The 23,657-nt window shown below is 68.8% G+C and carries 20 protein-coding genes (1 of these 20 cut by a window edge); 9 read left to right on the top strand and 11 right to left on the bottom strand.

Translation table 11 applies throughout. The features are described from left to right. Positions 1–134: 134 nt before the first annotated feature. The 3 genes from QM841_RS14450 to QM841_RS14440 are packed head-to-tail and all read right to left on the bottom strand — an operon-like array spanning position 135 to position 3,803. Complete coding sequence (locus QM841_RS14450) at positions 135–1,496, bottom strand: metallopeptidase TldD-related protein (protein ID WP_280784449.1); 1,362 nt, start codon at positions 1,494–1,496, stop codon at positions 135–137. Then, positions 1,493–3,013: a TldD/PmbA family protein gene (locus tag QM841_RS14445; protein WP_283332488.1), complete on the bottom strand. Its 1,521-nt coding sequence runs from the start codon at positions 3,011–3,013 to the stop codon at positions 1,493–1,495. Before QM841_RS14445 ends, QM841_RS14450 begins: the two co-directional genes overlap by 4 nt. 22 nt (positions 3,014–3,035) lie before the next feature. Continuing rightward, entirely contained in the window at positions 3,036–3,803 is a 768-nt protein-coding gene (locus QM841_RS14440) for a TSUP family transporter (protein WP_011593477.1), read from the bottom strand. Between the two features lie 46 nt (positions 3,804–3,849). Here QM841_RS14440 and QM841_RS14435 point away from each other — a divergent pair, with 46 nt between their 5' ends. After that, positions 3,850–5,013 carry a sensor histidine kinase gene (locus QM841_RS14435; protein WP_280784447.1) on the top strand — a complete coding sequence of 388 codons (1,164 nt, stop codon included), beginning with the start codon at positions 3,850–3,852 and terminating at the stop codon, positions 5,011–5,013. A gap of 10 nt (positions 5,014–5,023) precedes the next feature. Here QM841_RS14435 and QM841_RS14430 read toward each other — a convergent pair whose 3' ends face one another. From QM841_RS14430 to QM841_RS14420, 3 genes are all read right to left on the bottom strand, one after another. Further along, a complete protein-coding gene (locus QM841_RS14430) occupies positions 5,024–5,428 on the bottom strand; it encodes an Rv0313 family protein (RefSeq protein WP_005246369.1) in 405 nt (134 codons plus the stop codon). Positions 5,429–5,545: 117 nt separating this feature from the next. Then, on the bottom strand, positions 5,546–7,201 hold the full coding sequence (locus QM841_RS14425) for an amidohydrolase (RefSeq protein ID WP_280784446.1): 1,656 nt from the start codon (positions 7,199–7,201) through the stop codon (positions 5,546–5,548). 60 nt (positions 7,202–7,261) lie between these two features. Then, the gene (locus QM841_RS14420) at positions 7,262–8,791 is read right to left on the bottom strand and encodes an APC family permease (RefSeq protein WP_280784445.1); all 1,530 of its coding nucleotides are present in this window, start codon (positions 8,789–8,791) and stop codon (positions 7,262–7,264) included. Positions 8,792–8,960: 169 nt separating this feature from the next. Here QM841_RS14420 and QM841_RS14415 point away from each other — a divergent pair, with 169 nt between their 5' ends. Further along, positions 8,961–9,689, top strand: coding sequence for a TetR/AcrR family transcriptional regulator (locus QM841_RS14415; protein ID WP_283332487.1), 729 nt, complete (start codon positions 8,961–8,963; stop codon positions 9,687–9,689). Positions 9,690–9,729: 40 nt separating this feature from the next. After that, a complete protein-coding gene (locus tag QM841_RS14410) occupies positions 9,730–11,136 on the top strand; it encodes an FAD-binding protein (protein ID WP_283332486.1) in 1,407 nt (468 codons plus the stop codon). On the opposite strand, the gene QM841_RS14405 is transcribed toward QM841_RS14410, so the two are convergent. The 4 genes from QM841_RS14405 to QM841_RS14390 all read right to left on the bottom strand — a co-directional run bounded on the left by QM841_RS14405 (position 11,108) and on the right by QM841_RS14390 (position 14,407). Further along, on the bottom strand, positions 11,108–12,667 hold the full coding sequence (locus tag QM841_RS14405) for a glycosyltransferase family protein (protein ID WP_283332485.1): 1,560 nt from the start codon (positions 12,665–12,667) through the stop codon (positions 11,108–11,110). The two genes, QM841_RS14410 and QM841_RS14405, sit on opposite strands and share 29 nt — an antisense overlap. A gap of 236 nt (positions 12,668–12,903) precedes the next feature. After that, positions 12,904–13,560 carry a PAS and ANTAR domain-containing protein gene (locus QM841_RS14400; RefSeq protein WP_283332484.1) on the bottom strand — a complete coding sequence of 219 codons (657 nt, stop codon included), beginning with the start codon at positions 13,558–13,560 and terminating at the stop codon, positions 12,904–12,906. Positions 13,561–13,682: 122 nt separating this feature from the next. Then, complete coding sequence (locus QM841_RS14395) at positions 13,683–13,967, bottom strand: YciI family protein (RefSeq protein WP_105417547.1); 285 nt, start codon at positions 13,965–13,967, stop codon at positions 13,683–13,685. A gap of 11 nt (positions 13,968–13,978) precedes the next feature. Beyond that, positions 13,979–14,407 (bottom strand): CBS domain-containing protein, encoded by a 429-nt coding sequence (locus QM841_RS14390; RefSeq protein WP_009472696.1) that lies wholly within the window; start codon positions 14,405–14,407, stop codon positions 13,979–13,981. Positions 14,408–14,572: 165 nt separating this feature from the next. Between QM841_RS14390 and QM841_RS14385 the strand changes: the two genes are divergently transcribed. Continuing rightward, positions 14,573–15,232: a response regulator gene (locus tag QM841_RS14385; RefSeq protein WP_005260679.1), complete on the top strand. Its 660-nt coding sequence runs from the start codon at positions 14,573–14,575 to the stop codon at positions 15,230–15,232. Positions 15,233–15,259: 27 nt separating this feature from the next. On the opposite strand, the gene QM841_RS14380 is transcribed toward QM841_RS14385, so the two are convergent. After that, a complete protein-coding gene (locus tag QM841_RS14380) occupies positions 15,260–15,877 on the bottom strand; it encodes a hypothetical protein (protein ID WP_280784440.1) in 618 nt (205 codons plus the stop codon). A gap of 202 nt (positions 15,878–16,079) precedes the next feature. Here QM841_RS14380 and QM841_RS14375 point away from each other — a divergent pair, with 202 nt between their 5' ends. The 5 genes from QM841_RS14375 to QM841_RS14355 all read left to right on the top strand — a co-directional run. Beyond that, positions 16,080–16,586: an FxsA family protein gene (locus tag QM841_RS14375; RefSeq protein WP_283332483.1), complete on the top strand. Its 507-nt coding sequence runs from the start codon at positions 16,080–16,082 to the stop codon at positions 16,584–16,586. A gap of 12 nt (positions 16,587–16,598) precedes the next feature. Continuing rightward, positions 16,599–18,203: an amidohydrolase gene (locus QM841_RS14370; protein ID WP_283332482.1), complete on the top strand. Its 1,605-nt coding sequence runs from the start codon at positions 16,599–16,601 to the stop codon at positions 18,201–18,203. Then, entirely contained in the window at positions 18,193–19,896 is a 1,704-nt protein-coding gene (gene lnt / locus QM841_RS14365; RefSeq protein ID WP_283332481.1) for an apolipoprotein N-acyltransferase, read from the top strand. The genes QM841_RS14370 and lnt overlap by 11 nt, the downstream gene beginning before the upstream one ends. After that, positions 19,823–20,605 carry a polyprenol monophosphomannose synthase gene (locus QM841_RS14360; protein ID WP_280784436.1) on the top strand — a complete coding sequence of 261 codons (783 nt, stop codon included), beginning with the start codon at positions 19,823–19,825 and terminating at the stop codon, positions 20,603–20,605. The genes lnt and QM841_RS14360 overlap by 74 nt, the downstream gene beginning before the upstream one ends. Before the next feature lie 271 nt (positions 20,606–20,876). After that, positions 20,877–23,657: the 5' portion of a non-ribosomal peptide synthase/polyketide synthase gene (locus QM841_RS14355; protein WP_283332480.1), read on the top strand. 26,760 nt of this gene lie beyond the right edge of the window; 2,781 of the gene's 29,541 nt are visible here — the first part of the coding sequence; it begins with the start codon at positions 20,877–20,879; its stop codon lies beyond the right edge, outside the window.

Raw genomic sequence — 23,657 nt, 5'->3', positions numbered from 1 at the left:
CTGGAGACCTGAATATGACATGCGCGGCGAAACGGCTCTGGAGTGAGCAATCTCATATGCGCGATGTCTGCAGCATTTATAACGGAAACAGTACGGGCTGTCACCTAGACGAGCGTCCGCATAGGATCCGCGACTCAGAGCGCCTTGCTGACCGACGACATGTGGAAGTCCGGGACACGCAACGGCGGCATCGCGGTTCGGGTGAACCAGTCCTTCCATTCCCGGGGCAGCGTCCGCTCGGTGGCTCCGCCCTGGGTGACCCTCCGCAGCAGGTCGAGGGGGCTCTCGTTGAACCGGAAGTTGTTCACGGCGCCCGTGACCTTCCCGTTCTCGACGAGGTAGACACCGTCCCGCGTCAGTCCCGTGAGCAGCAGGGTGGCGGGGTCGACCTCCCGGATGTACCAGAGGGTGGTCAGCAGCAGCCCGCGTTCGGTCTCGGCCACCATCTGATCGAGTGACACCGAACCGCCGGCGTCGAGGATCAGGTTGTCGCCGGGCACGGTCACGTCGGCGCCGAATTCCTTCGCCGCCGCCCGCGGGTACGCGAGCGCATTGACGGTGCCGTCACGGATCCAGTCGACCCGGCCCGCGTCCATCCCGTTGTCGAAGACGGACACCGATTCGGACGACGACCCGGTGACGACGAACGGTGTGTATTCCACGCCGAGCGCGGCCGGATCGGAGTAGAGGGTGAGGGGCAGCGCACTCAGCTTCTCCCCGATGCGGGTGCCCCCGGGCGCCGACAGGGCGGAGTGCCCTTCTTCCGCTGCCCGGCCCTCCATGGTCCACATCAGGTAGATCATGAGGTCCGCGACCGCGGACGGCGGCAGGATCGTCTCGTAACGGCCGGCGGGCAACTCCACCCGGTTGCGGGCCCAGTCGAGGCGCGTCGACAGGTCCTGGAGCAACTTCACGCTGGCCACATCCGTGAAGTCCTTGGTGCTGGTGCCCACCCAGGCGCTGGCGTCGCCGCGTTTGCCGTTGATCTCGACCGACCCGGTCGGCTGGGCGAACCGGCGCCGGATCCCGGTCGACGTGCCCAGCCAGGTGGTGTGCAGCTGGTGGTGGGCGAAACCGTAGAGCTGGTCGCTGCCGTCGAAGCCCATGCTCAGATCCTGGGCGAGCTGTTCGAACGCGCCGATCTCGGTGCGCTCCGCCGAATCGTCCCACCGCTCGTCGGTGTCGGTGCCGGTGAGCAGCGGCATCGCGTCCGATGCGGGTGTGGCTGCGCGGGCGGCGATTTCGGCCGAGCGGACCACGCCGTCGATGTCGGCGGCGTCGACGGAGGCGGACGTGACGATGCCGACCCTCGCGTCCTCGCCGGCCCGGACGATCGAGATGACGGTCCAGCTGCGCGACGTGGACACCCCGTTGGTGGTCATCGAGTTGCCTGCCCACCGCAGGGACGCCTCGCTGGCATCGGTGACGATCACGATGGTCTCGTCCACGGTGGCCCGGGCGAGGACCTGCTCCACGAGTTGCTGCGGTGCGATCATCGGCCGCCTTCCGTCCGAGTGTTCAGTACGTTGACGCCGCGGAAGAGTGCCGACGGGCAGCCGTGGCTGACGGCCGCGACCTGGCCGGGTTGCGCCTTGCCGCAGTTGAAGGCGCCGCCGAGCTGCCAGGTGGAGCGGCCGCCGACGGCCTCCATCGAACCCCAGAAGTCCGTGGTCGTCGCCTGGTACGCGACGTCGCGGAGTTGCCCGTCGAGCTTCCCGCCGCGGATGCGGTAGAACCGCTGACCGGTGAACTGGAAGTTGTAGCGCTGCATGTCGATCGACCAGGACTTGTCGCCGACGACGTAGATTCCGTCCTCCACACCGGAGATCAGGTCGTCGGTGCTGCGGTCGGTGTCGGGATCGGGCTGCAACGACACGTTGGCCATCCGCTGAATGGGGACGTGATGCGGCGAGTCGGCGTACGAGCAGCCGTTGGAACGCGCCAGCCCGAGCCGGGGCGCGAACGCCCGGTCCAGCTGGTAGCCGACGAGAATCCCGTCGGCCACCAGGTCCCAGGACTGGGTTTCGACGCCTTCGTCGTCGTAGCCGATCGTGGCGAGACCGTGCCGCTCGGTGCGGTCCGCGGTCACGTGCATGATCGGCGTCCCGTAGCGCAGCGTGCCGAGCTTGTCGGGGGTGGCGAACGACGTGCCGGCATACGCGGCCTCGTAGCCGATGGCGCGGTCGTACTCGGTGGCGTGCCCGACGGATTCGTGGATCGTCAGCCACAGGTTCGTCGGGTCGATCACCAGGTCGGTGGGGCCGGGTACCACGGTGGGGGCCTTCACCTTCTCGGCCAGCAGGTCCGGCATCCGGGCGAGTTCGTCGGTCCAGTTCCACACCCCGTCGCCGGCGACGTACTCCCATCCGCGGCCGACAGGGGGAGCGAGGGTGCGCATCGTCTCGAAGACGCCGGCCGACTGGTCGACGGTGGTGGCTTCGAGTTGCGGATGCAGCCGCACCCGCTGCTGCACGATGGACGATCCGGCGAGATCGGCGTAGAACGTCTGCTCCTTCACCTGCAGGCATCCGGCGGTGACGTGGTCGACGCCGTCGGATCCGAGTAGCCTGCGGGAGTATTCACCGAGCAGCGAGATCTTGTCCGAGGCGGGAACTTCGAACGGATCGACGTCGTAATCGGACACCCAGTGGACATCCGTGTGCACCGGTTCGGCGGCGAGTTCGACGTGCTCCCGGTTCAGTCCACGCAACGCCCGGGCGACCGCGACGGCCTGTTCCGCGGTCGCGGCGGCGGTCGCCGGCGTCAGCTCGGCATGCGAGGCGAAACCCCAGGTGCCGTCGACGACGACACGCACCGCGAAGCCGAGTTCGCTGGTGTCCACCGCCGACTGCACCTCACCGTCGCGCAGCCGCAGCGACTGGCTGGTCAGCCGATGCACGCGCAGGTCGGCGTGCGACGCACCCGCCGCGCGGGCAGCGGCGAGTGCCGCGTCCGCCAGCGAACGCAGGGGGAGGGCAAGGAATTCCGGATCAACCTGTCGTGGAGCCGTCACCTGGACCACCGTAGTCGGTCGCTCAGCCGAATTGCTGCCAACCCAACCGGATCACCATCGCGATCACCACGATCAGCAGGGTGATCCGGACGAATCCGGCGCCCTTGCTCAAGGCCATTCGCGAACCGATGACCGCGCCGATCACGTTGCAGACCGCCATACCCAGACCGAGTGCCCACAGCACGTGGCCGGTGGCGGCGAAGAACACCAGCGCACCGAGATTCGATCCCAGATTGATCACCTTCGCCATCGCCGCGCTGCGCACGAACTCCGTGCCGAGGAACGTGGCGAAGCTGATGATGAGGAATGTTCCGGTGCCCGGCCCGAACAGGCCGTCGTAGAAACCGAGGAGCCCGGCAGACAGCAGGACGACTGCGACGACCTTCCGCCGTGTCGGCGGATCCTTCGCCAGCGTGGTCCCGAGCTGCGGACGGATCGTCACGAAGACGGCGACGCCGACGAGTACCGCCATGATGAGCGGGATGAAGACGTCCTTGTCGATGCGCGACACCGTTGCCGCGCCGAGCGCGGACGCCACCGCCGCGAGCAGGCCGGCGGGAACCAGCAGCCGCCAGTTCATGGGGATCCGGCGCGCGAACGTGACGACGGCGGCGGAGGTGCCGGTGAACGCGGTGAGCTTGTTGGTGGCCAGCGCCGCCTGCGGCGTCAGCTGCGGTGCGACGAGAAACAGTGCGGGAATGAGGATCAGTCCGCCGCCGCCGACGACAGCGTCCACCCACCCGGCGGCCGTCGCGGCGGTGAGAAGAAGCGCCCAGTCACCCACATTCATGGTGCAGACTCAACCACACCCACCCTGAGGTACTTACGCTGTGCACATGCGGAGGTTCAGTCTGTGGCTGCGAGGAAAGCCGACGGTTGCGGACTCGATGTTGGCGGCGATCCTGTTCACCCTCGAGGTGTTCGTGTTCACCGCGTCGGGAGACCGCTCGCCGTGGGTGCAGCTGGTCATGGGTTTCCTGCTGTGCCTGCCGATCGCGTGGCGTCGGAAGTACCCGCGGGCGGCGGCCGGTGCCGTTCTGGTGACGTCGATCACGATCACCTTCATCAGTTATTCGATCGGTGACCTCGACGCCGAACATCCCGGTCTGCTGGCCCTTGCCGTTGCCCTCTATACGCTCGTCGCCTACGTCGACCGCCGCACGGCCGCGGTGTACGCGGTGGGCCTCGCCGTCGATTCGGCCCTGTCGATCTGGTTGCTGGAACAGGAACTGGTGGCGGCCGGACTGTTTTCCGTCCTCGTCTTCGCGCTCTCCTGGATCACAGCGGAGTTCCTCGGCGCCCGCCGGGCCTACGACGAGGAGGTCGCCGCACGCCTCGTCGTCGCCGACTACGACCGGGATCGCCGCGCCGAGGACGCGGTGGCCGCCGAGCGGACCCGGATCGCCCGGGAACTGCACGACGTGGTCGCGCACGCCGTGAGCGTGATGATCGTGCAGGCCGACGGCGCGTCCTACGCCCTGAAGACCAACCCCGACATCGCGAAGCAGGCGCTCACCAACATCGCGAGCACCGGGCGGGAGGCCCTGGCGGAACTGCGGCGCACCGTCTCGCTGTTGCGCACCGAACCGGCGACCGACGACATGCCCCAGCACGGCACGGCCGGCCTCGCCCGAGTGGTCGACATGATGCGCAGCGCCGGCCTGCCCGTGGAACTCGAACTGACGGGGGAGCTGGACGACATCAGCCCCGCGGTCAGCCTCGGCGTCCACCGGCTGGTCCAGGAATCGCTGACGAATGTGCTGCGGCACGCCGGGGAACGTCCGCGCGCGAAAGTGCGGGTGCGGCGCCGCGAGACGGACGTGCTCGTCGAGATCACCGACAACGGCAACTCGTCCGGACAGTTCTCGCTCGGGTCGGGCAACGGGCTGCTCGGCATGCGAGAGCGGGTCGCCGTCCTGCACGGCACCCTCGAGGCGGGACGGCAGACCGACGGCAGTTGGCGGGTCACCGCGGAGTTGCCGCTCGAGCTGGAGGACTGAGCGGCCCCGGTCACTCCGTCTCCGGTGGCGCTGCTTCCTCCGGCTGGTCGAGGACGCTGACGGTGACGCCGTAGGGGAGGAACCGCACCGACCGGTGGGGATCCGTGTTGTGCTTGTGCGCGCGGAGCGCATCGAGTTCGGTGGCATACACCTGCTCGACACGTGCGACGCCCTCGTCGTCGAGCGTGTAGATCGCCCACACACCGTCACCGGTCTCGCCGGCCGTTTCCGGCTTCGACGCGCCGCGCGGCGAGCGGGCGAAGTCCGCGAACACGCCCGTCCACGGAATCTGAGAATCCGCCTGGTCCAGGAACCTGACGATCCGGTCCTTGACGCCCTGCAATTCCTCGCCGGCCTCACGGATCACGCGGTCGAGATCGTCGGGGTCGAACCCGAACGGCCTGTTGTCGCCCATCACTGTCTCCTGACTTCGGCGGGACATCTCCAGTGTGGCCGCGGATGCCGATCGGCGCCACGACGGTCCGCCGATCGGCATCCGCGGCCACCGAACAGGGCCTCCTCCCGCGGGACCTCACGCGTCCGGTGCGGTGTAGACGCGATCACCGCCCACATAGGTCAGGACCGCCCGGCTCCCGCCGATCTCGTCGGCAGTTCCCGTGAACGGGTCCCGGTCGAGGACTACCAGGTCGGCGAGCTTGCCCACCTCGATGCTCCCCGTGTCGTCGAGGTGGTTCACGTACGCGGACCCGGCGGTGTAAGCGGTCAGTGCGGCCGTGAGGTCGATTCGTTGCTCCGGGAGGAACACCGGGCGGCCTTGCCCGTCCCGGCCCGGCAGCACGCGATTGACCGCGACGTGGATGCCGTGGATCGGGTCGGCGCTGCTGACCGGCCAGTCGCTGCCGGCCGCCAGCGTTGCGCCCGAGCGCAGCAGGGAACCGAAGGGGTACTGCCGGCGGGAGCGTTCGTCCCCGAGGAAGGGGATGGTGAGTTCGTCCATCTGCGGTTCGTGGGCTGCCCACAGCGGTTGCATGTTGGCCGTGACGCCGAGCGCGCGGAAGCGCGGGATGTCGTCCGGGTCCACGACCTGAAGGTGGGCGAGGTGCGGCCGGGTGTCGCGGAATCCGTTCGCCGTCCGAGCGGCGTCGACCGCGTCGAGCGCGTCGCGCACGGCCCGGTCGCCGAGCGCGTGGAAGTGCACCTGAAAGCCGAGGGCGTCGAGCTCGGTGACGTACCCGCGCAGCGCGTCCGGGTCGACGAAGCTGGTGCCGGAATGGGCTGTCGCGCAGCCGCATCCATCCAGATACGGGGAGATCATGGCCGCGGTGCGGGATTCGGCGACACCGTCGAGCATGATCTTCACGGTGTCGGCCCGCATCCTCCCGACGCGGAGACGGGAACGTCGCCGGAGCAGGTCGGGGATCTGCTCGGCGCCCCGATCGCGATCCCACCACAAGGCGCCCGCCACCCGCGCAGTGAGGGACCCGTCGCCGGCCGCGGTCAGGTAGGCGTCCGAGACGTCCGAGATCCCGGAGGTGTCGCCGAGTAGCGCGTCCTGCCAGGCGGTGATGCCGAGCGCATGCAGGTGCTGCTGGGCATGGAGCAGGGCCTTCAGTCGGTCGTCGGGCGTGTGCTGCGGGGTGTGGCAGCCGACCAACTCCATCGCAGACTCCTGGAGCATGCCGGTCGGCACGCCGTCGGCGTCGCGTTCGATTCGTCCGCCGACGGGGTCGGGGGTGTCTCGGGTGATGCCCGCGATGTCCAGGGCTCTCGTGTTGGCCCAGGCCCCGTGGTGGTCGCGGTTGGGCAGAAACACCGGCCGATCCCGCACGACGGTGTCGAGGAGTTGCGCGGTGGGTGTCCCCCCGTCGAACGCCTCCATCGACCACCCGCCGCCGACGATCCACGGCAACTCCGGGTGTGCGTCGGCGTAGCTGCGGATGACGGCGAGGGTGGCGGCGGCATCGCTGACGCCGGTGAGGTTGCACCGGGCGTACTCGAGTCCGGCCACCACGGGATGGATGTGCGCGTCCTGGAAGCCGGGGAGCAGCAGCCTGCCGGTGAGGTCGACGACCTCGGTGCGGGTGCCGATCAACTCCCGGACCTCGTCGTGGCCGACAGCCGATATCCGGCCACGGGTGACCGCGACCGTCGTGGCGCGGCTGCGGGCCGGGTCCAGGGTGGCAATCGATCCGCCGGTGAAGACCAGATCTGCGGGTTCTGCTGACATCGAAAATCTCCTGTCGGGAAGTGATTTCGTCGGTGGTCGGATCAGGTCGCGTCGCGCTGATCAGGAACGGGTGGTCACGGGAACCTCGGTGGGTGCACCGAGCAGGTCGGCGGCGTCGGCATCTGTTCCGCGTCCGGTGACGAAGTAGGGCGACCGCCGGACCCACTTCGCGTGCGCGGCCACCACCAGCCCCGAGATCAGGATGAGGACCGGGAACAGCAGCTGAAACCAACCGTTGGTCGCGCTGAACTCGAGATGATCTGCCGAGGTGTAGAAGATCCAGCCCAGGTAACCGCCCAACGCCAGCAACACCAGGGCGCTGACGGCGGGAAACACGACCGCGCGCAGTCCCTCCCACGGACGTTCGCGCAGGAGTCCGCGGAACCGGACGGCGGCGGCGAGCGCCGTCAGGCCGTACCAGAGGGCGACCACCAGACCGATCGAACTGATGCCCGCACCGAGAAGGTCGCTGAGCTTGGGGATGACCGTGGCCAGCAGTGCGACCACGGCGGAGATGCCGCCGAGCAGCACGGTTCCGGCCGCCGGGGTTCCATAGCGGGAATGGATGCGGGTCCACACCGGGCCGAGCGTGCGGTCCCGGCCCATCGCGAACAGTCCACGCGCGCTGGGTATCACGGTGGCCTGGAGCGAGGCGACGACGGAGAACATCAGCGCCACCACGGGGAGCGCGGCCAGCGGCTGACGGGCGAGTGCCTCGCCGAGGAACGCGAGCCCGACGGTCCCGTTGTCCGCCAGTTCCGTGGGGGTGAGGACGCGCTGGAAGGCCACCGCACCGAGCAGGAACAAGCCGAGGACCAGGAAGACGGTGATCACGCCGGCGCGGGACGCATCGCGCGGATCGCGCACCTCCTCGCTCACACTGAACGCCGCTTCGAAACCCCAGTAGAAGAAGACCGCGATCACCATGCCCTCGGCGAGCACGGCGAACGACGGAATCGCGAAGGGATTGAACCAGGACAGGGAGAACGGCTGGCTCCCGGCAAACAGTCCATACGTGCAGAAGCCGATCAACACGACGTACTCGAAGACGAGGAGATACTTCTGCAGCCGTGCCGCGACCGCGACGCCGCGGACGGCGGTGAAGGTCACCGCACCGAGGATCGTCAGCCCCAAGATCGTCGACTGCAGCGTGGAGTCGGGATCGAGAGCGAGCCCGCCGATGCCGTGCAGGCCGGCCATGCCGGCGAGTTGCAGGATCGCCGACCCGGCGATCGCGGTGGTGTAGGCCATGAACACGACAACCGCGACGATGGCCATCCACCCGGTGAGGAAACCCAGCCACGGACTGAGACTGCGGCCCACCCAGACGTAGCTGTTGCCGCAATTGGGTTCGACCCGGTTGAGCCGGGCGTATCCGCTGGCAATTCCCAGAATCGGGACGAACGCCAGTAACAGCACCACGGGCATCTGGAGACCGACCACGGCGGCGATGACCCCCAAACCGACACCGATGCTGGTCGTCGCCGCGGTACTCGAGGCGGCGATCGCAACTCCATCCATGACGCCGAGGGATTTGCGGAGGGACGTCGCCCTCGGCGCGTCCGCCGCGCCGTTGTTCACTGCTGCCATGTGTGCGTCGCTTTCGCTGGAGGTGGAGAGGGACGAGAGGCCACGCGCCGGTCCGGTGTCTCGTGCCCGCGGCCTGGGGCTTCGCTCCCTGCCTGTGACATGCAACACCGTCGCCGTTTACACCGTCAACGGTGTTGGCATAAGCTGCGGCCGACGGAAGGATCCCGGAATGGCGAAGCAGGTGGTCTCGGACTCGGCCCGGAAGAGGCGCAGGCCGACGAAGCAGGGTGGAGTTCTCTCGGAGCAGCTGATCATGGAGACGGCACTGCGGTTGCTGCGGCACCACGGCAGCGCGGGCCTGTCCGTCCGCCGCCTCGGTGCTGCGCTCGGGGCAGACCCCAGCACCCTGTACCGGTACTTTCGCGGCATCGACGACCTCACGTTGGCGATCGCCGACGAGCTGATCGGCCGGTCATTCCGCGGGTGGGAACCCACCGGAGACTGGTGGCGCGACTTGCACTCCCTCGGAATACGTTCGCATGCAGCGTATCTGGACCACCCCCAGGCGGCAGTCCTGTCGGCCAGCCGTGTCAGCGGTCGCACCTCGGAGAAAGCGGCCGTCGACACGATCCTCGGGATACTGCGCGAGGCGGGGTTCCCCGACGGCGCAGCGGTGCGCCTCTACCGTGCGTTCGTCGATCAGATGCTGGCGTTCGCCGCCCTCGACGGAGCCGAACTCGCACTGCCCGAGGACGTCCGTGAGTCCGACCGGCAACTGTGGCGATCGTCCTACGCGCAACTGCCGGCCGAGACGCACCCGCACATCGCCGCGACGGCGGGCCTGCTCGTCGACCTCTCCGACCGCAGCGCCTATCCCGACGCACTCGAACTGCTCCTCGACGGCGCGCGCGCACTGCTTCACCGACTCGACGCGAAGCGAGGATCGGCAACCTCGTGACCTGGCAGGCGGGTCGTAGAATCCATGGAAGGAGAACCCGATGGACCCGCACCTTCGCAACGCACGGACCACCGATCTGCCGCCGCCGGCGCTGGACGGCGAGCTGCGGTTCGATCAAGCGACGCGAGAACAGGCCGCCGACGATTTCGGGCACCTCGTGCACACGGAACCGGAGGCCGTCCTGCTACCGGGATCCACCGACGACGTCGCTGCGACGATCCGCTGGGCCGCGAAGCGGGGCCGCACGTTCGCCGCGCAGGGGCAGCGCCACTCGGTGTGGGGACGATCCGGAGCCCGGAACGGCATCGTGGCCGCCATGTCGACGCGGCACTCCGTCGGCCGGGCGGTGAGCGACCGGATCGTCGTCGGCGCGGGCACGACGTGGCGCGAGGTGCTCGCCGCGACGCTGCCGCGGGGACAGACCCCGCCCGTGCTCACCGACTACCTCGACCTGTCGGTCGGCGGGACACTCGTCGTCGGGGGCGTGGGCGGCACGACCTCGCGGTACGGCGTCCAGAGCGACAACGTCATCTCGATGGACGTGGTGACCGGCACGGGGCAGACGATCACCTGTTCGGCACAGAGCCACTCGGACCTGTTCGACGCGGTGCGGGCAGGGCTCGGCCAGGTGGGCGTGATCACCGAGGCGACGCTCGAACTCGTCGCGGCACCCGAGCAGGTGCGCAGGTTCGTGCTGGTCTACCCGAACCTGGCGGGGATGCTGAAGGACGCGCGCCTCCTGTCCGCGGGCGCCGGCTTCGACGCGGTGCAGGGCGCGATCCTGGCAGCACCGACCGGTGAGCTCTCGTTCCAGCTGGACGTGGCGAAGTTCTTCACCGGGAGCCCGCCGGACGACGACCTCCTGCTCGCCGGACTGTCCGACGACCCCGCCGGACGGATGCCCGGCACGATTGCGTACGTCGACTACCTCGAGCGGCTGGCCGGGCTGGAAGCGGCGTTGCGGGACAACGGCCAGTGGTTCCACCCGCACCCCTGGATCACCACCTTCATCGGAGACTCGCACGTCGAGTCGGTGGTCGACGACGAGCTGGGCAGGCTTGACCCTGCGACCGACCTCGGCAAGTTCGGTCAGATCGTGCTGTCGCCGATCCGCACCGGAGCGATCACCAGTCCACTGCTGCGGACACCCTCGGAGGGCCTGTGTTTCGCGTTCAACTTCGTCCGGGTGCCGACGACCGCCGACCTCGGCGACGCCAACAGGCTCGTTGACTCCAACAGGGCCGCGTACGACCGCGTCCGCAACGCCGGCGGCGCGCTCTACCCGGTGAGCGCGGTCCCCATGTCCCCCGAAGACTGGCGCCGGCATTTCGGGTCCGCGTTCCACCGCCTCGACGAGGCCAAACGGAGGTTCGACCCGGATCACGTCCTCACCCCCGGCTACGACGTGTTCGAGGGCGTCAGCCGCCGGCGAGCGGCACCAGGATGAAGTGACCGGCTCCGCGGGCAGCGGAGAACACGTCCCAGGACATCGGACCGCCGGGACCACGGCCCTCCTCGTACCGGAGATCGAACGCGGGATTCACGGGTGCGAGCCGGTAGTCGAAGAAGGCGTAGTTGGCGCGCAGCAACGTTCGCGCCGGTTCCGTGGCCTCCGCGAGACGGGGCACCAACCGGTCCTCGACCACCAATCCGCGGTCGGAGAACTCGTCGACGATCACACACTCACAGAAGTAGGCGAGGGTCCCGATCTCACCGGGGGATCGCACCGGCGCCTCCCCGACGAGTGTCCCGACCGCCCGGCCGACCCGTTCGTAGTCCTGCGCGCTCGCCCAGTTACCGAAGATGGGGGGTGCCTCCCACGGGAGACCGCTCTCGACGTCGTAGTACACGGCGCCGACTCCCAGCACGGCGAGGAGGCCGGCCAAAGTGCCTGCGGCGGCGCGGTACGGGGTGTCGCGCGCGGCGCTCCAGTGGATGCCGGCGGCGAGGACGGCGAACATCGCCAGCGTGGTCGCCGGCGCCACGTAGTACCAGTGGTACGGCACGGTGTCGAGCACGACGTAGGCGACGTAGTAGAGGGCGCCGGACAAGCCGAGCGCGAGCAGCGGCACGGGGACCGGCACCGGTCGCTTCCAGGGTCTGGCGTACGAGGCGAGCGCGACGAGAATCAGCACCAGCGCGAGGACCGCGGGACCGAATGCCGCCACGGTCCGCCACGGGTTGGACTCGAAGTACATGATCGGGCCGGTGAGGTAGTTGTAGCCGCCCACGTCGGAGGCCTGGCCCTGCTTGATCAGGAAGGTGTCGGGCAGCGCCGAACCGAGGACGACCCAGCTGAACAGGTACCACGGCCCTGCGATCGCGGCGAAGCCGGCGAGGGCGCGCCGCAGTTGCGTGCGAATCGCCGGTGACAGGGCAGCGATGACCACGACGAAAACGAGCAGGTCCAGACGTACCAGCGCCGCCATCCCCGCGGCCGCACCGAACCAGGCGGCCCTGCCCTCGAGCGCGAACCACACCATCACCGCGACGGCCGCCGGGATCAGCAGCACCTCGAGCCCGACCGCGGACAACACGAACGGGTTGAACACCACCAGCGCGCCGGCGAGTACCGCCCACCCGGTCCCGATGCCGAGCCGCCGGCACATCCGCGCCAGTACCCAGCCCAACAGGGCGGTGACCGCGACGTTGAGCATTCCGAGTGCCAACAGGGGGTCGCCCGGGCCCCACAACCGGGTCAGGAACGTCAGTGCCCCGAGCGCGAGCACGTTGAGCGGGGACGTCGACGTGTTCGCGGTCAGGCCGTGGACGATCGCCCACTCCCCGTGGACGGCGAGGTTCCTGGCGGCCGACAAACTGATGTAGGCATCGTCCGTCAGGCTGCCGGAGACGATCCAGAACAACACGGCGGCCAACACCGCGCCGGACGCGGCGAGGATCATCGGCGCCCGGAACGGTCTCGGTACCGGTGGCGGGGCAGACCGCTCGAGCGGTTCGTTCAGCAATCCTGTGGACACCGCGACATCCTAGAGAGGGGAGCCGCGACTGCTGCTGGCAGCCGCCGAATTCGACGGCCGCACGGTCCCGGTCGCCGGAAAGGTCGTACCGCGCGCACGCGCTGGTGCCCGCCGACTGTTTAGTCATTCGACAAGGCGGGAAATCGACGCCCCAGGGTCGGAAGCGTCACCGGTGGCACCACCGGCCCAGGTTCCGCGGGTTGAGCCCCCAGGTCGCGGGACCGCCCCGGGCTTTTTTATCGGCTGCGCCGCTCGTGAGCGGTGAGCAGCAGAGCGTCGAAACGGTCGCGAAACGAAGTGGGCGCGCGGATGTCGTCGCCGAACGCGAGAACGAGTTGCTCGGCGATCACGCGGATCTTCGTGTTCGTCTCCTGTGACCGCCACGTCAGGAGGTCGAAGGCGGCGTCGGCGGAGAGGGAGTAGACGAGCATCAGCGCACCCTTGGCCTGTTCGATGATCGCCCGCGAACGGACGACGTCGGCCTCGTCGAGCAAGCGCGGGTTGTTCCAGACGTCGTCGGTCCTGTCCTGCCACACGAGCACGACGAAGCGGGTGTCCGCGGACGTGAACGTGGAGGCGAACCCGTGCGCCCACAGCCAGTTCCCGTTCCTGTGCCGGATGCGGGCATACCCGGCGTGGGCGGTGCCGGTGTCGAGGACACCCCGGACCAGGCCGAACCACCGCGGCGCATCCGACGGGTGCATCAATCCCGCGAGGTCCACACGATCGAATTCGTCCAATCGGTATCCGACGAAGTCGGCGAGGGCGGGGTTCGTCAACACCAGTTGCCGTCGGTCGTCATAGACGCTGACCGGGCGTGGAAGAGAGACCACCAGCGAGGTGAACGCGTCCTGGCCGAGGCTGTCGGCCGGTGCGAGGGGGAACCCGGGCATGCGTACTTCCTTCGATGTTTCGCCCCGACGACGACTGGTACAGCGATCATCGCGGCGTGCGCAGAACGATCCGCTAGAGGTATTCGGAGCCGAGCCCCGTTCGGCTGGGTGTGACGTGCGTCCTACTCGCTGAATTCGCCCATCGCGGGCGTCCATCCGCGGATCTGCACGTTCTGCACCAGATTCTCCTGGGCGAACGGATCCTGCGTGAAGAGGCGTGCGACGGCGTCCTCGTCCTCGGCGTCGACGATGAACAGCGCACCGTGGCCGTCGGCGAGGGGGCCGGTCGAGCGCATGACCTTGCGTCGGACCAGTTCGGTGAGCCACCCACGATGCTGTGTCCGGTGGTCGTCGCGGAGGGACGACGTCTCGGGGCTGTACGTGTATTCCACGACGAACAGGGCCATGAGGTTCTCGTTCAGCCGTGGTCGATGTAGGACTCGAGCTGGTCGCGTTCGGTCTGCAACTCGCCGATCCGGCTCTTCACCACGTCGCCGATGCTGACGATGCCGACCAGCTGCCCGTCCACGATCACCGGCAGGTGCCGGATCCGGCGTTCGGTCATGGTTTCGGCGAGACTGTCCACGGTGTCGGTCGGGAGGCAGGCGAACACCGACGTCGTCATGATGTCCACGACCCGGGCATTCAGGATGTCTGGGCCGCGTTCGTGGATGCGGCGCACCACGTCGCGTTCGGTGACGATCCCGACGACGGCGTCGTTCTCCGTCACCACCAGGGCACCGACATTGTGCCTGGCGAGTTCGCCGATCAGCGTGCTGACCGGCATCTCCGGATCGACCGTCACCACGGCCGGACCCTTGTTCCGCAACACATCCGCGATTCGCATCTGGACACCCCGATCTGTGGGCACTCCGACTGGCCGCCGATTCGATCATAGGCAGACTTCGAGCGTATGCCAGCGCTTCTGCCGGTCTTGGTTTGGTTATCCAGTCGTGACCGCCGCGTACCGCGGGCCGGGCGCCCGCCCGGACCGCGGTGTTAGGTTGGCGCTGTGCCGATCACCGTGCTACTCGTCGACGACCAGGAACTGATGCGGATGGGCCTCAATATGGTGCTCGACGCTCAGGACGACATCACTGTCGTCGGGGAGGCGAGCGACGGCGCGGCCGCCGTCGCCGCGGTCCGCAAACTCGAACCCGATGTGGTGCTGATGGATGTCCGCATGCCGGTGGTGGACGGGGTCAGCGCGACCGCCCAGATCCTGGAGTCGGGGGTCGCGAGCCGCGTGCTGGTGATGACCACCTTCGACCTCGACGAGCACGCCATGGGTGCGTTGCGGGCCGGGGCCAGCGGCTTCCTGCTCAAGGACACCCCGTCGGAAGACCTGGTGTCGGCCATCCGCAGTGTGGCCGCGGGGGACGCAGTGGTGTCGCCGAAGGTGACCCGCCGGCTGCTGGCGAGGTTCCTCGACGACGGTCCGGGTCCGCTTCGTGACCCGGAGGTCCTCGACGTGCTGACCGAGCGTGAACGGGAAGTGCTGCAGCTGGTCGCCACCGGGTTGTCGAACACGGAGATCGCCGGTCAGCTGTTCCTCTCGGAGTCGACCATCAAATCGCACGTGGGCCGGATTCTGACCAAGTTGAACGTCCGCGACCGGGTCCAGGCAGTGGTGCTGGCCTACGAGACGGGCCTGGTGCGACCCGGCTCGTAGGCCGGCGGGTGGGGAAGCGTACTGCCGCTAGACGGTGAAGGTGCCGACGGTCGGGACCACGGTGCACGTGACGGAGTCGGCGTAGCCGACCGTGCCGAACATCGTCGCGAGGACGGTTCCCTTGCCGGTGTCGACGATCTTCGACAGCAGCGGGGTATTGATGATCGGCAGCTTGTCGTCGAGCGTGACGATCCCGCCCTGGAACGTCGTGAGGTTGATCCAGGCGACGCTGAGGTCGGACGTCTGCGGGATCGCGACGTAGGCGGGGATGGCCTGGAATCGGAGTTGGTTGGCGGTGATCTGGGGGAACAGGTTCGGTCCGCCCTGAGCGCTCGCCAGCGTGACCGTCGCGGGCTTGTCGGCGACGCCGCACCCGAGCGTGGGGGACGGGTACATGAAGTCCTGCGGTGTGGTGAGTCCGACCTCGAGCACGTCCTTCGGGATGAACACGCTGGCGCCGAGAAGGGCGTCCACGGCCGCGGTCGCGGCGGGGGAGACCTCGGTGGCCAGCGCCTGCAGTTCGGCGGCACCCTTCGCGAAGTCGGCGACCGGTGCTGCCGATGCCGGTCCCGAAGACAGCATGCCGAAGGCGGCTGCGGACGCGAGAACGATTGCGGCTCGGCGGAAGACGGTGGAACGAGTCATATCGGCTCCTCGTTGTGCGCGGGGTCGGAAGACCCCCATCGCAGTGAACTGCATCATGCCCAGACTCTCAATGTCAACTTGAGGTTTAGCATTGTGAGCGCTTCGATATCTGCGGCCGGGAGAAAATCGGCGCCGTCGAACGTTGAACGATCAGACGGTTGACCCAGACCCTCGATGACCCGGCCGTCCGAAAGGGGGCGTCATGTACGCCGCACTGTTCCTGTTGTACGTAGTGGTGGAGATCGCCGCGCTCGTCCTGGTCGGTCACGCGATCGGCGTGCTGTGGACCGTGCTCCTCCTGCTCGGTGGAACGCTGATCGGACTGCTGCTGATGCGGTCGCAGTGGCGTCGTGTGATGGACGGCCTGCGCCGGGCGGCGAGCGGCGACGGCTCTCCTGGTTCGGCGGTCGCGGACGGCGCACTCGTCGCACTGGGCTCCGCGCTGATGTTCGTCCCCGGCCTGGTCACCTCGGTGCTCGGGCTGCTCTTCCTCGTTCCCCCCACCCGATGGGCACTTCGGCCCGTCGTGGTCCTGCTGGCAGGCAGGCGTGCGGCCACCGTCGCGGCCGGGGCGGAAGCATTCGCACGGGCACCCCGGCGGGGTGGCGGCGAAGTGATCGAAGGGGAGGTGGTCGACGAGGTCTTCGAGGGCGTAGTGATCGACGAGGAGCCCCGAACCCCGACCCGTGATCCCCGCGTTCTGCCCTAACAGGCAGACTGGTTGCCTGTGACTACACAACTGCTGGTCGGCGGCCGAATCTACAGTTCCTTTGCTCCAGACGCCACGTCGATGGCAGTGACCGACGGTGTCGTGTCGTGGGTCGGCGACGACCGCGCGGCCCGTGCGCTGCACCCCGGTGCCGGCGTGGTCGACCTCGGCGGCGCATTCGTCACCCCGGCTTTCGTCGACACCCACGTGCACGTCACGGCGCTCGGCCTGAACATCGTCGGGCTCGACCTGGTCGGTGTCGGGTCGCTTCGCGAATGCCTCGACCGGCTCGCCTCCTTCGCCCGCACCCACGGCGACGCGGTCATCTGGGGACACGGCTGGGACGAATCGGCGTGGCCGGAAGGCGCCGGTCCCACCACGGCGCAGCTCGACGAGGCCGCGCCCGGACGCACGGTGTATCTGTCCCGGATCGACGTCCATTCGGCGGTCTGCTCGACGGCCCTGCGCCGGTCGGTCCCGGATCTGAGCGACACCGCCGGCTTCTCGCCGGAGGGGCCGCTGACATTCGAGGCGCACCACGCCGCCCGCACCGTCGCGCGCTCGCTGCTGACGGCCGAGCAGCGGTCCGCCGCCCGCATCGCGGCCCTCGACGCCATCGCCTGCCGCGGCATCGTCGCGGTGCACGAGTGCGGGGGCCCCGACATCGCCGGACTCGACGATTTCCGTGAACTCCTCGCCACCGCGCACGGTGTCGAGGTCCGCGGCTACTGGGGTGAGGCGGTCGCCGACGCCGACGAGGCCAGGAAGCTGCTGAACGCCACCGGCGCCCACGCGCTGGGCGGCGACCTGTTCATCGACGGATCCCTCGGCTCCCACACGGCGTGGCTCAGCGAACCCTATGCCGATCTGGCCGGCGGCACCGGCAAGAGCTACCTGGGAGTCGACGAGATCGCCGCCCACGTGCGCGCCTGCACGATCGCCGGAATCCAGGCCGGATTCCACGTCATCGGCGACGCCGCCGTCCGGGCCGCGGTCGACGCGTTCGCCGTCGTCGCCGCCGAACTGGGCGGGCCCGCGGTCGCGAAGGCCGGGCACCGACTCGAACACGCCGAGATGATGACCGGGGACGACGCCGCGCGGCTCGCGCAGTGGGGTGTGATCGCCAGCGTCCAGCCCGCGTTCGACGCCCTGTGGGGTGGCACCGACGGCCTGTACGCGCAGCGCCTGGGAACCGAGCGTGCCCTCACCCTCAACCCGTTCTCCGCCGCCGCCTCCGCCGGGGTGTCGCTGGCGTTGAGCTCCGACGCGCCCGTCACCCCGGTCGACCCCTGGGCGATGCTGCGCGCGGCCGTCCATCACCGCACCCCCGGCAGCGCGATCTCCCCGCGCGCGGCGTTCTCCGCTGCCACCCGGGGTGCATGGCGGGCCGGCGGGGTCCGAGACGGTCTCGCCGGGACGCTCGACCCGGGAGCGCCGGCGTCGTACGCCGTGTGGGATGCCGGGGAACTCGTGGTCAGCGCGCCCAAGGACTCCGTGCAGCGGTGGTCGACCGATCCCCGGTCCCGGGTCCCGGCCCTGCCGCGGCTCGAGGACGACGCGCCCACACCCGTGCTGCTGCGTTCGGTGCACCGGGGGAGCGTCGTCCATGAGCGGTAGCACGACGTCTCGCTGGATTACCGGAAAGCGCGGCGTGGCGGTGCGTTCCGTCCTGTCGGTGGCAGCGGGATTCCTCGTGTTCGCCGGGTTTCCGCCCCGGCCCCTGTGGTTCCTCGCGCCCATCGGCATCGCCCTGCTGACGCTGATCCTCACCGGAGCGGGGGGTGCGGCACCGAGACTGCGCGCGGGCTTCGGCTACGGGTACCTCGCGGGACTCGGTTTCCTCGTGCCGCTGCTCCCGTGGATCGGGGTGTTCGTCGGAGCCCTCCCGTGGCTAGCGCTCGCCGCGGTCGAGTCGCTGTTCATCGGACTGTTCGGGGTGCTCGCCGTGCTCGTGTCCCGGCTGCGCTGGGCCCCGCTGTGGATCGCGGCGTGCTGGTCGCTCACGGAATGGTTGCGCGCGAGCGTGCCGTTCGGCGGCTTCCCCTGGGGGCGGTTGGCGTTCGGCCAGTCGGAGGGCTGGTTCCTGCCGCTCGCGAGCATCGGCGGTGCCCCGCTGCTCAGCTTCGCCGTCGCACTGACCGGTGCCGGGCTGGCATCCGTCGCCGTGACGGTGCGGGCCCGGGCGGGCGGCGCCACGAACTGGACGCGGCCGCTCGCAGGCGGTCTGGTCGCCGCCCTCGCCGCGACCGTCGTGTCGCTCGCGCTATGGCCGACACTGCCGGGCATGGACTCGGGAGACCGGACGATCACCGTCGCCGCGATCCAGGGCAGCGTCCCCAAACTCGGACTCGACTTCAACGACCAACGCAAGCGGGTCCTCGACAATCACGTGAACCGCACCCTCGAACTCGCCGACGACGTCGCGTCGGGCGCGGCGCCGCAACCCGACCTCGTCGTCTGGCCGGAGAACGCGTCCGACATCGATCCCCTGCGCAACGCCGACGCCGCCGCCGACATCTCCCGGGCGTCCGAGGCGATCGGTGCGCCCATTCTGGTGGGCGCGGTGCTCGTGAATTCCGACCGCACCACCACCAACTCGGTGATCGTGTGGGACGGCGATGCGGGACCGCAGGAGCAGCACGACAAGAAGATCATCCAGCCGTTCGGCGAGTACCTGCCGTACCGCGGGTTCTTCCGGCACTTCTCCGCGTATGCCGACCGGGCGGGCAACTTCGTTCCCGGCGACGGGGACGGCGTCGTCCACGCGGACGGAATCGCCGTCGGGGTCGCGACCTGCTACGAGGTGGCGTTCGACCGGGCGTTCGAGCAGTCGGTGCGCAGCGGCGCCGAACTGCTCGCCGTCCCCACCAACAACGCCACGTTCGGCGACACCGAGATGACCTACCAGCAGCTCGCCATGTCGCAGGTGCGGGCGGTGGAGCACGGCCGCGCCGTCGTCGTCGCCGCAACCAGCGGTGTGAGCGCGATCATCGGGCCCGACGGTTCCACGGCGGCGGAAACCTCACTTTTCGTACCCGCGGCCCTGGTGTCGCAGGTGCCGCTGCGCACCGGTACTACGCTGGCAAGTCGGCTCGGCCCGATTCCGGAGGTTCTTCTCTGTGTCGGCGCCGTCGCTGCCGTCGCGTTCGCCGTGGTGCAACGACGACGCACAGTTCGCACACTGATTCAAGGCAGTACCGAGAAGGCGCCGGCAGTTGCCGGCAGGGAGGATCCTCATGGCATCGGAGACCGATTCCGGGCAGAGCGGGGCACCGAGCGCACGGACTCTGGTGATCATTCCGACGTATAACGAGCGGGAGAATCTCGGCCTGATCGTGGGTCGCCTGCATGCGGCGCTGCCGCGGACGCATGTTCTCGTCGTCGACGACGGCAGCCCGGACGGCACGGGCGACGTCGCGGACGCCCTCGCGTCGAACGACGACGCCGGCCGCATCCACGTGATGCACCGCACCGAGAAGAACGGTCTCGGCGCCGCGTACATCGCCGGTTTCCACTGGGGACTGGACCGCGACTACACCGTCCTCGTCGAAATGGACGCGGACGGCAGCCACGCGCCCGAGCAGTTGCATCGACTCCTCGACCAGGTGGACGCCGGCGCCGACCTCGTGCTCGGTTCGCGGTACGTGCCGGGCGGCACGGTCGTCAACTGGCCGAAACACCGCGAGTGGCTCTCGCGCGGCGGAAACATCTACTCGCGGCTCGCGCTGGGCGTGAAGATCAAGGACATCACCGGCGGATACCGGGCGTACCGCCGTGAGGTACTGGAGAAGCTCGACCTCGCCGCGGTGGAGTCGCACGGCTACTGCTTCCAGGTCGATCTGGCATGGCGGGCCATTCAGGAGGGCTTCGACGTCCGCGAAGTTCCCATCACGTTCACGGAACGAGAGATCGGCGAGTCGAAGATGAGCGGCGGGATCGTTCGCGAGGCGCTCCTCAAGGTCACGCAGTGGGGGCTCCGGAACCGGATCGCCAAGATCAAGGGTGCGGCAGCCGGCTAGTTACCCGGCACCGACCGCTGCCCCATTCCTTCCGCGGAAGGAATGGGGCAGTGCCGTATCGACCGCACCGAAACGTGACGTACGTGGGCAAACCGACGCCATGTCCACATCGTGAGACACCCTGAAACGGTCTGAACCGTACGTCCGATAGGAACCTGAAGCGTACTCCCGGGTAAGGTTCGGTAAATTCCCAGGTTCGCAGGTCACTATGAGTTTCTTCGGTGGCCGGTGGGTTCGTCCCACCGCCGGAGCGGGAAAGAGGACGAACAAGGTGGTCGAAGCTGTGCCGAGTGGTGACGTGACCACCGAGGGTCGCATTCCGGACGGTGCATTCCCGCTCTCCGCCGCTCAGCAGGGCATGTGGTTCGCCCAGCAACTCGGTCCCGACGTGCCCGTCACCATCGCGCAGTGCGTCGAACTGGTGGGTGCACTCGACTTACCGCTGCTGTCGGAGTCGATGATCACCGCGGGCCGCGAACTCGGCTCCGCATTCCTCCGCCTCGTCGAAGTCGACGGAGTTCCCTATCAGCTGGTCGATCCCACCCTGGAAGCATCGGTCCGGTTCGTCGACCTGCAGCACGAGCCCGATCCGCGGGCCGCGGCCACGGAGTGGATGCGGCAGGAGTACACCGCCCCGCTCGACGTGTGCCGCGATCGGCTCACGACCTCGGCGCTGCTGTGCATCGGGCCGGACCGCCACTACTGGTACAGCCGGGTCCACCACGTCGCGCTCGACGGCATGGGATCGGTGACACTCGTCGACCGGACCGCGGAGCTGTACACCGCGGCCGTCGAGGGGCGCACCGCCGGGCCGTCCAAGGCCGCCGCACTCACCGACGTCGCCCGGGTCGACGACGACTACCGGACGTCGTCGCGCTACCGCGCCGACCGGGAGTACTGGTCCGAGCGGGTATCCACCATCGGCGAACCGCACAGCCTCGTCGACCGGACCGCCCCCGCACGGGCCAGGAGCCGCACGACGGGCGGCCAGATCCCCGACGTCCTCGTCGATCACCTCGAGGCCGCGACGGACCGCCACGACTCGTCGACCGCATTCGAAATCATCGCCGCCTTCGCCGCGTACCTCTCCCGGATGACCGGACGCGAGGAGGTCGCGGTCAGCCTGCCCGTCACCGCCCGCACCACCGCGCTGCTCCGCCGCTCCGGCGGCATGGTGTCCAACGTCGTCCCGCTGCGCTTGCACGTGCGCCCGGACATGACGAACACGGATCTGGTGTCGGCGGTCCGGCTGGAAGTCACCGCGGCGCTCCGGCACCAGCGGTACCCGCACATCGATATCCGACGCGACGCCGCCACCGATGATCAGGGCTTCTACGGCCCACTGATCAACGTCATGCTGTTCCACAACGAGATCACCCTCGGCAGCATCGTCGGCCGACTCGAACTGCTGTCGACCGGCCCCATCACCGACCTCGCCGTGAACGTCTATCACGGGGTCGCCGGAACCAGCCTCAACCTGGACCTCGAGGCCAACCCCGACCTGTACTCCGAAGACACCCTCGCCGCCCATCACGCTCGCTTCAGCCGGTTCCTCGGCGCGTTCCTCACCTCCGACACCGACGGACCGCGACGGATCGGCGACCTCGAGATCCTCGACGACGGCGAACGCCGCAGTCTGGTGCCCGCCACCGGGCGCGCCGGATTCGCACCCGTCACGCTGCCGGACTTGCTGGCCGGCGCCGTCCGCAGCAACCCGGACGGGGATGCCCTCGTCGCACCCGGGTACGGGACGTCCGCCGTCGCCCTGAGCTACCGCGCACTGGACGAGATGTCGAACCGGCTCGCGCGTCTCCTGATCGACCTCCAGGTCGGTCCCGAGGTTTCCGTCGCGCTGGCCTTGCCGCGGTCGGTCGAGTCCGTGTCCAGTGTCTGGGCGGTGGCGAAGTCGGGGGCGGCGTTCGTTCCGGTGGATCCGAGTTATCCGGCTGACCGGATCGCGTTCATGCTGGAGGATTGTGGTGCGCCGATCGGTGTGACGACGGCCGCGTTGCGGGAGGGTCTGCCGGAGGGTACGCACTGGATCGTCCTCGACGACGACGCAGTGGTCGAGGGTCTGGCCTCGTACTCCTCGGAGCCCCTGGATAATTCGGACCGCACGGGTGTGTTGTCGGTGGATCATCCGGCGTATGTGATTTATACGTCGGGGTCGACGGGTCGGCCGAAGGGTGTGGCGGTCACGCATCGGGGTGTGGTGAATCTGGCGGCGGATGAGCGGGATCGGCTCGGCGTGTCCGTGGGGTCGCGGGTGTTGCATTTTGCGTCGCCGAGTTTCGATGCGTCGGTGTTCGAGTTGGTGATGGCGGTGTGTGCGGGGGCGACGTTGGTGGTGGCGCCGACCACGATTTTCGGTGGCTCGGAGTTGGCGGAGTTCCTTGCCGAACATGGGGTGTCGCATGCGTTCTGTACGCCGGCGGCGTTGGCGTCGCTCGATCACCGTGGTCTGGACCGTCTGAAGACGGTGGTGGTGGCCGGTGATGTGTGTCCGCCGGAGTTGGTGTCGCGGTGGGCGCCGGGCCGGGTGATGGTCAATGCGTACGGTCCGAGTGAGACGACGATCATGTCGTCGGCGACCGGTCCGTTGGTGCCTGGGCGGCCGGTGAGTATCGGGTCGCCGTCGGTGGGTGTGGATCTGGTGGTGCTGGATCGGCGGTTGCGTCCGGTTCCGGTCGGGGTGCGGGGGGAGCTGTATGTCCTGGGTTCCAGTTTGGCGCGCGGGTATGTGCATCGGGCGGGGTTGACGGCGGGGCGGTTCGTGGCGTGTCCGTTCGGTGCGGGTGGGCGGATGTATCGCACGGGTGATGTGGTGCGGTGGGTGGCCGCCCCGGACGGCACCTGGGTTTTGGAGTTTTTGGGGCGTAGTGATTTTCAGGTGAAGATCCGGGGGTTCCGGATCGAGTTGGGTGAGATCGACGCCGCGCTGACCGCGCATCCGGTGGTGGAGTTCGCCCACACGGTCGGCCATGACGACGGGAGTGGCAGCAGTCGGCTGGTGTCGTACGTGCTTTCGGCGCCGGGTGTGGAGGTCGAAACC

This window comes from Rhodococcus sp. IEGM 1307 (assembly GCF_030056915.1).
Lineage (GTDB): Bacteria > Actinomycetota > Actinomycetes > Mycobacteriales > Mycobacteriaceae > Rhodococcus_F > Rhodococcus_F opacus_D.
The sequence above is the reverse complement of the archived record's forward strand: the minus strand, read 5'-3'. Positions and strand labels throughout refer to the sequence as shown.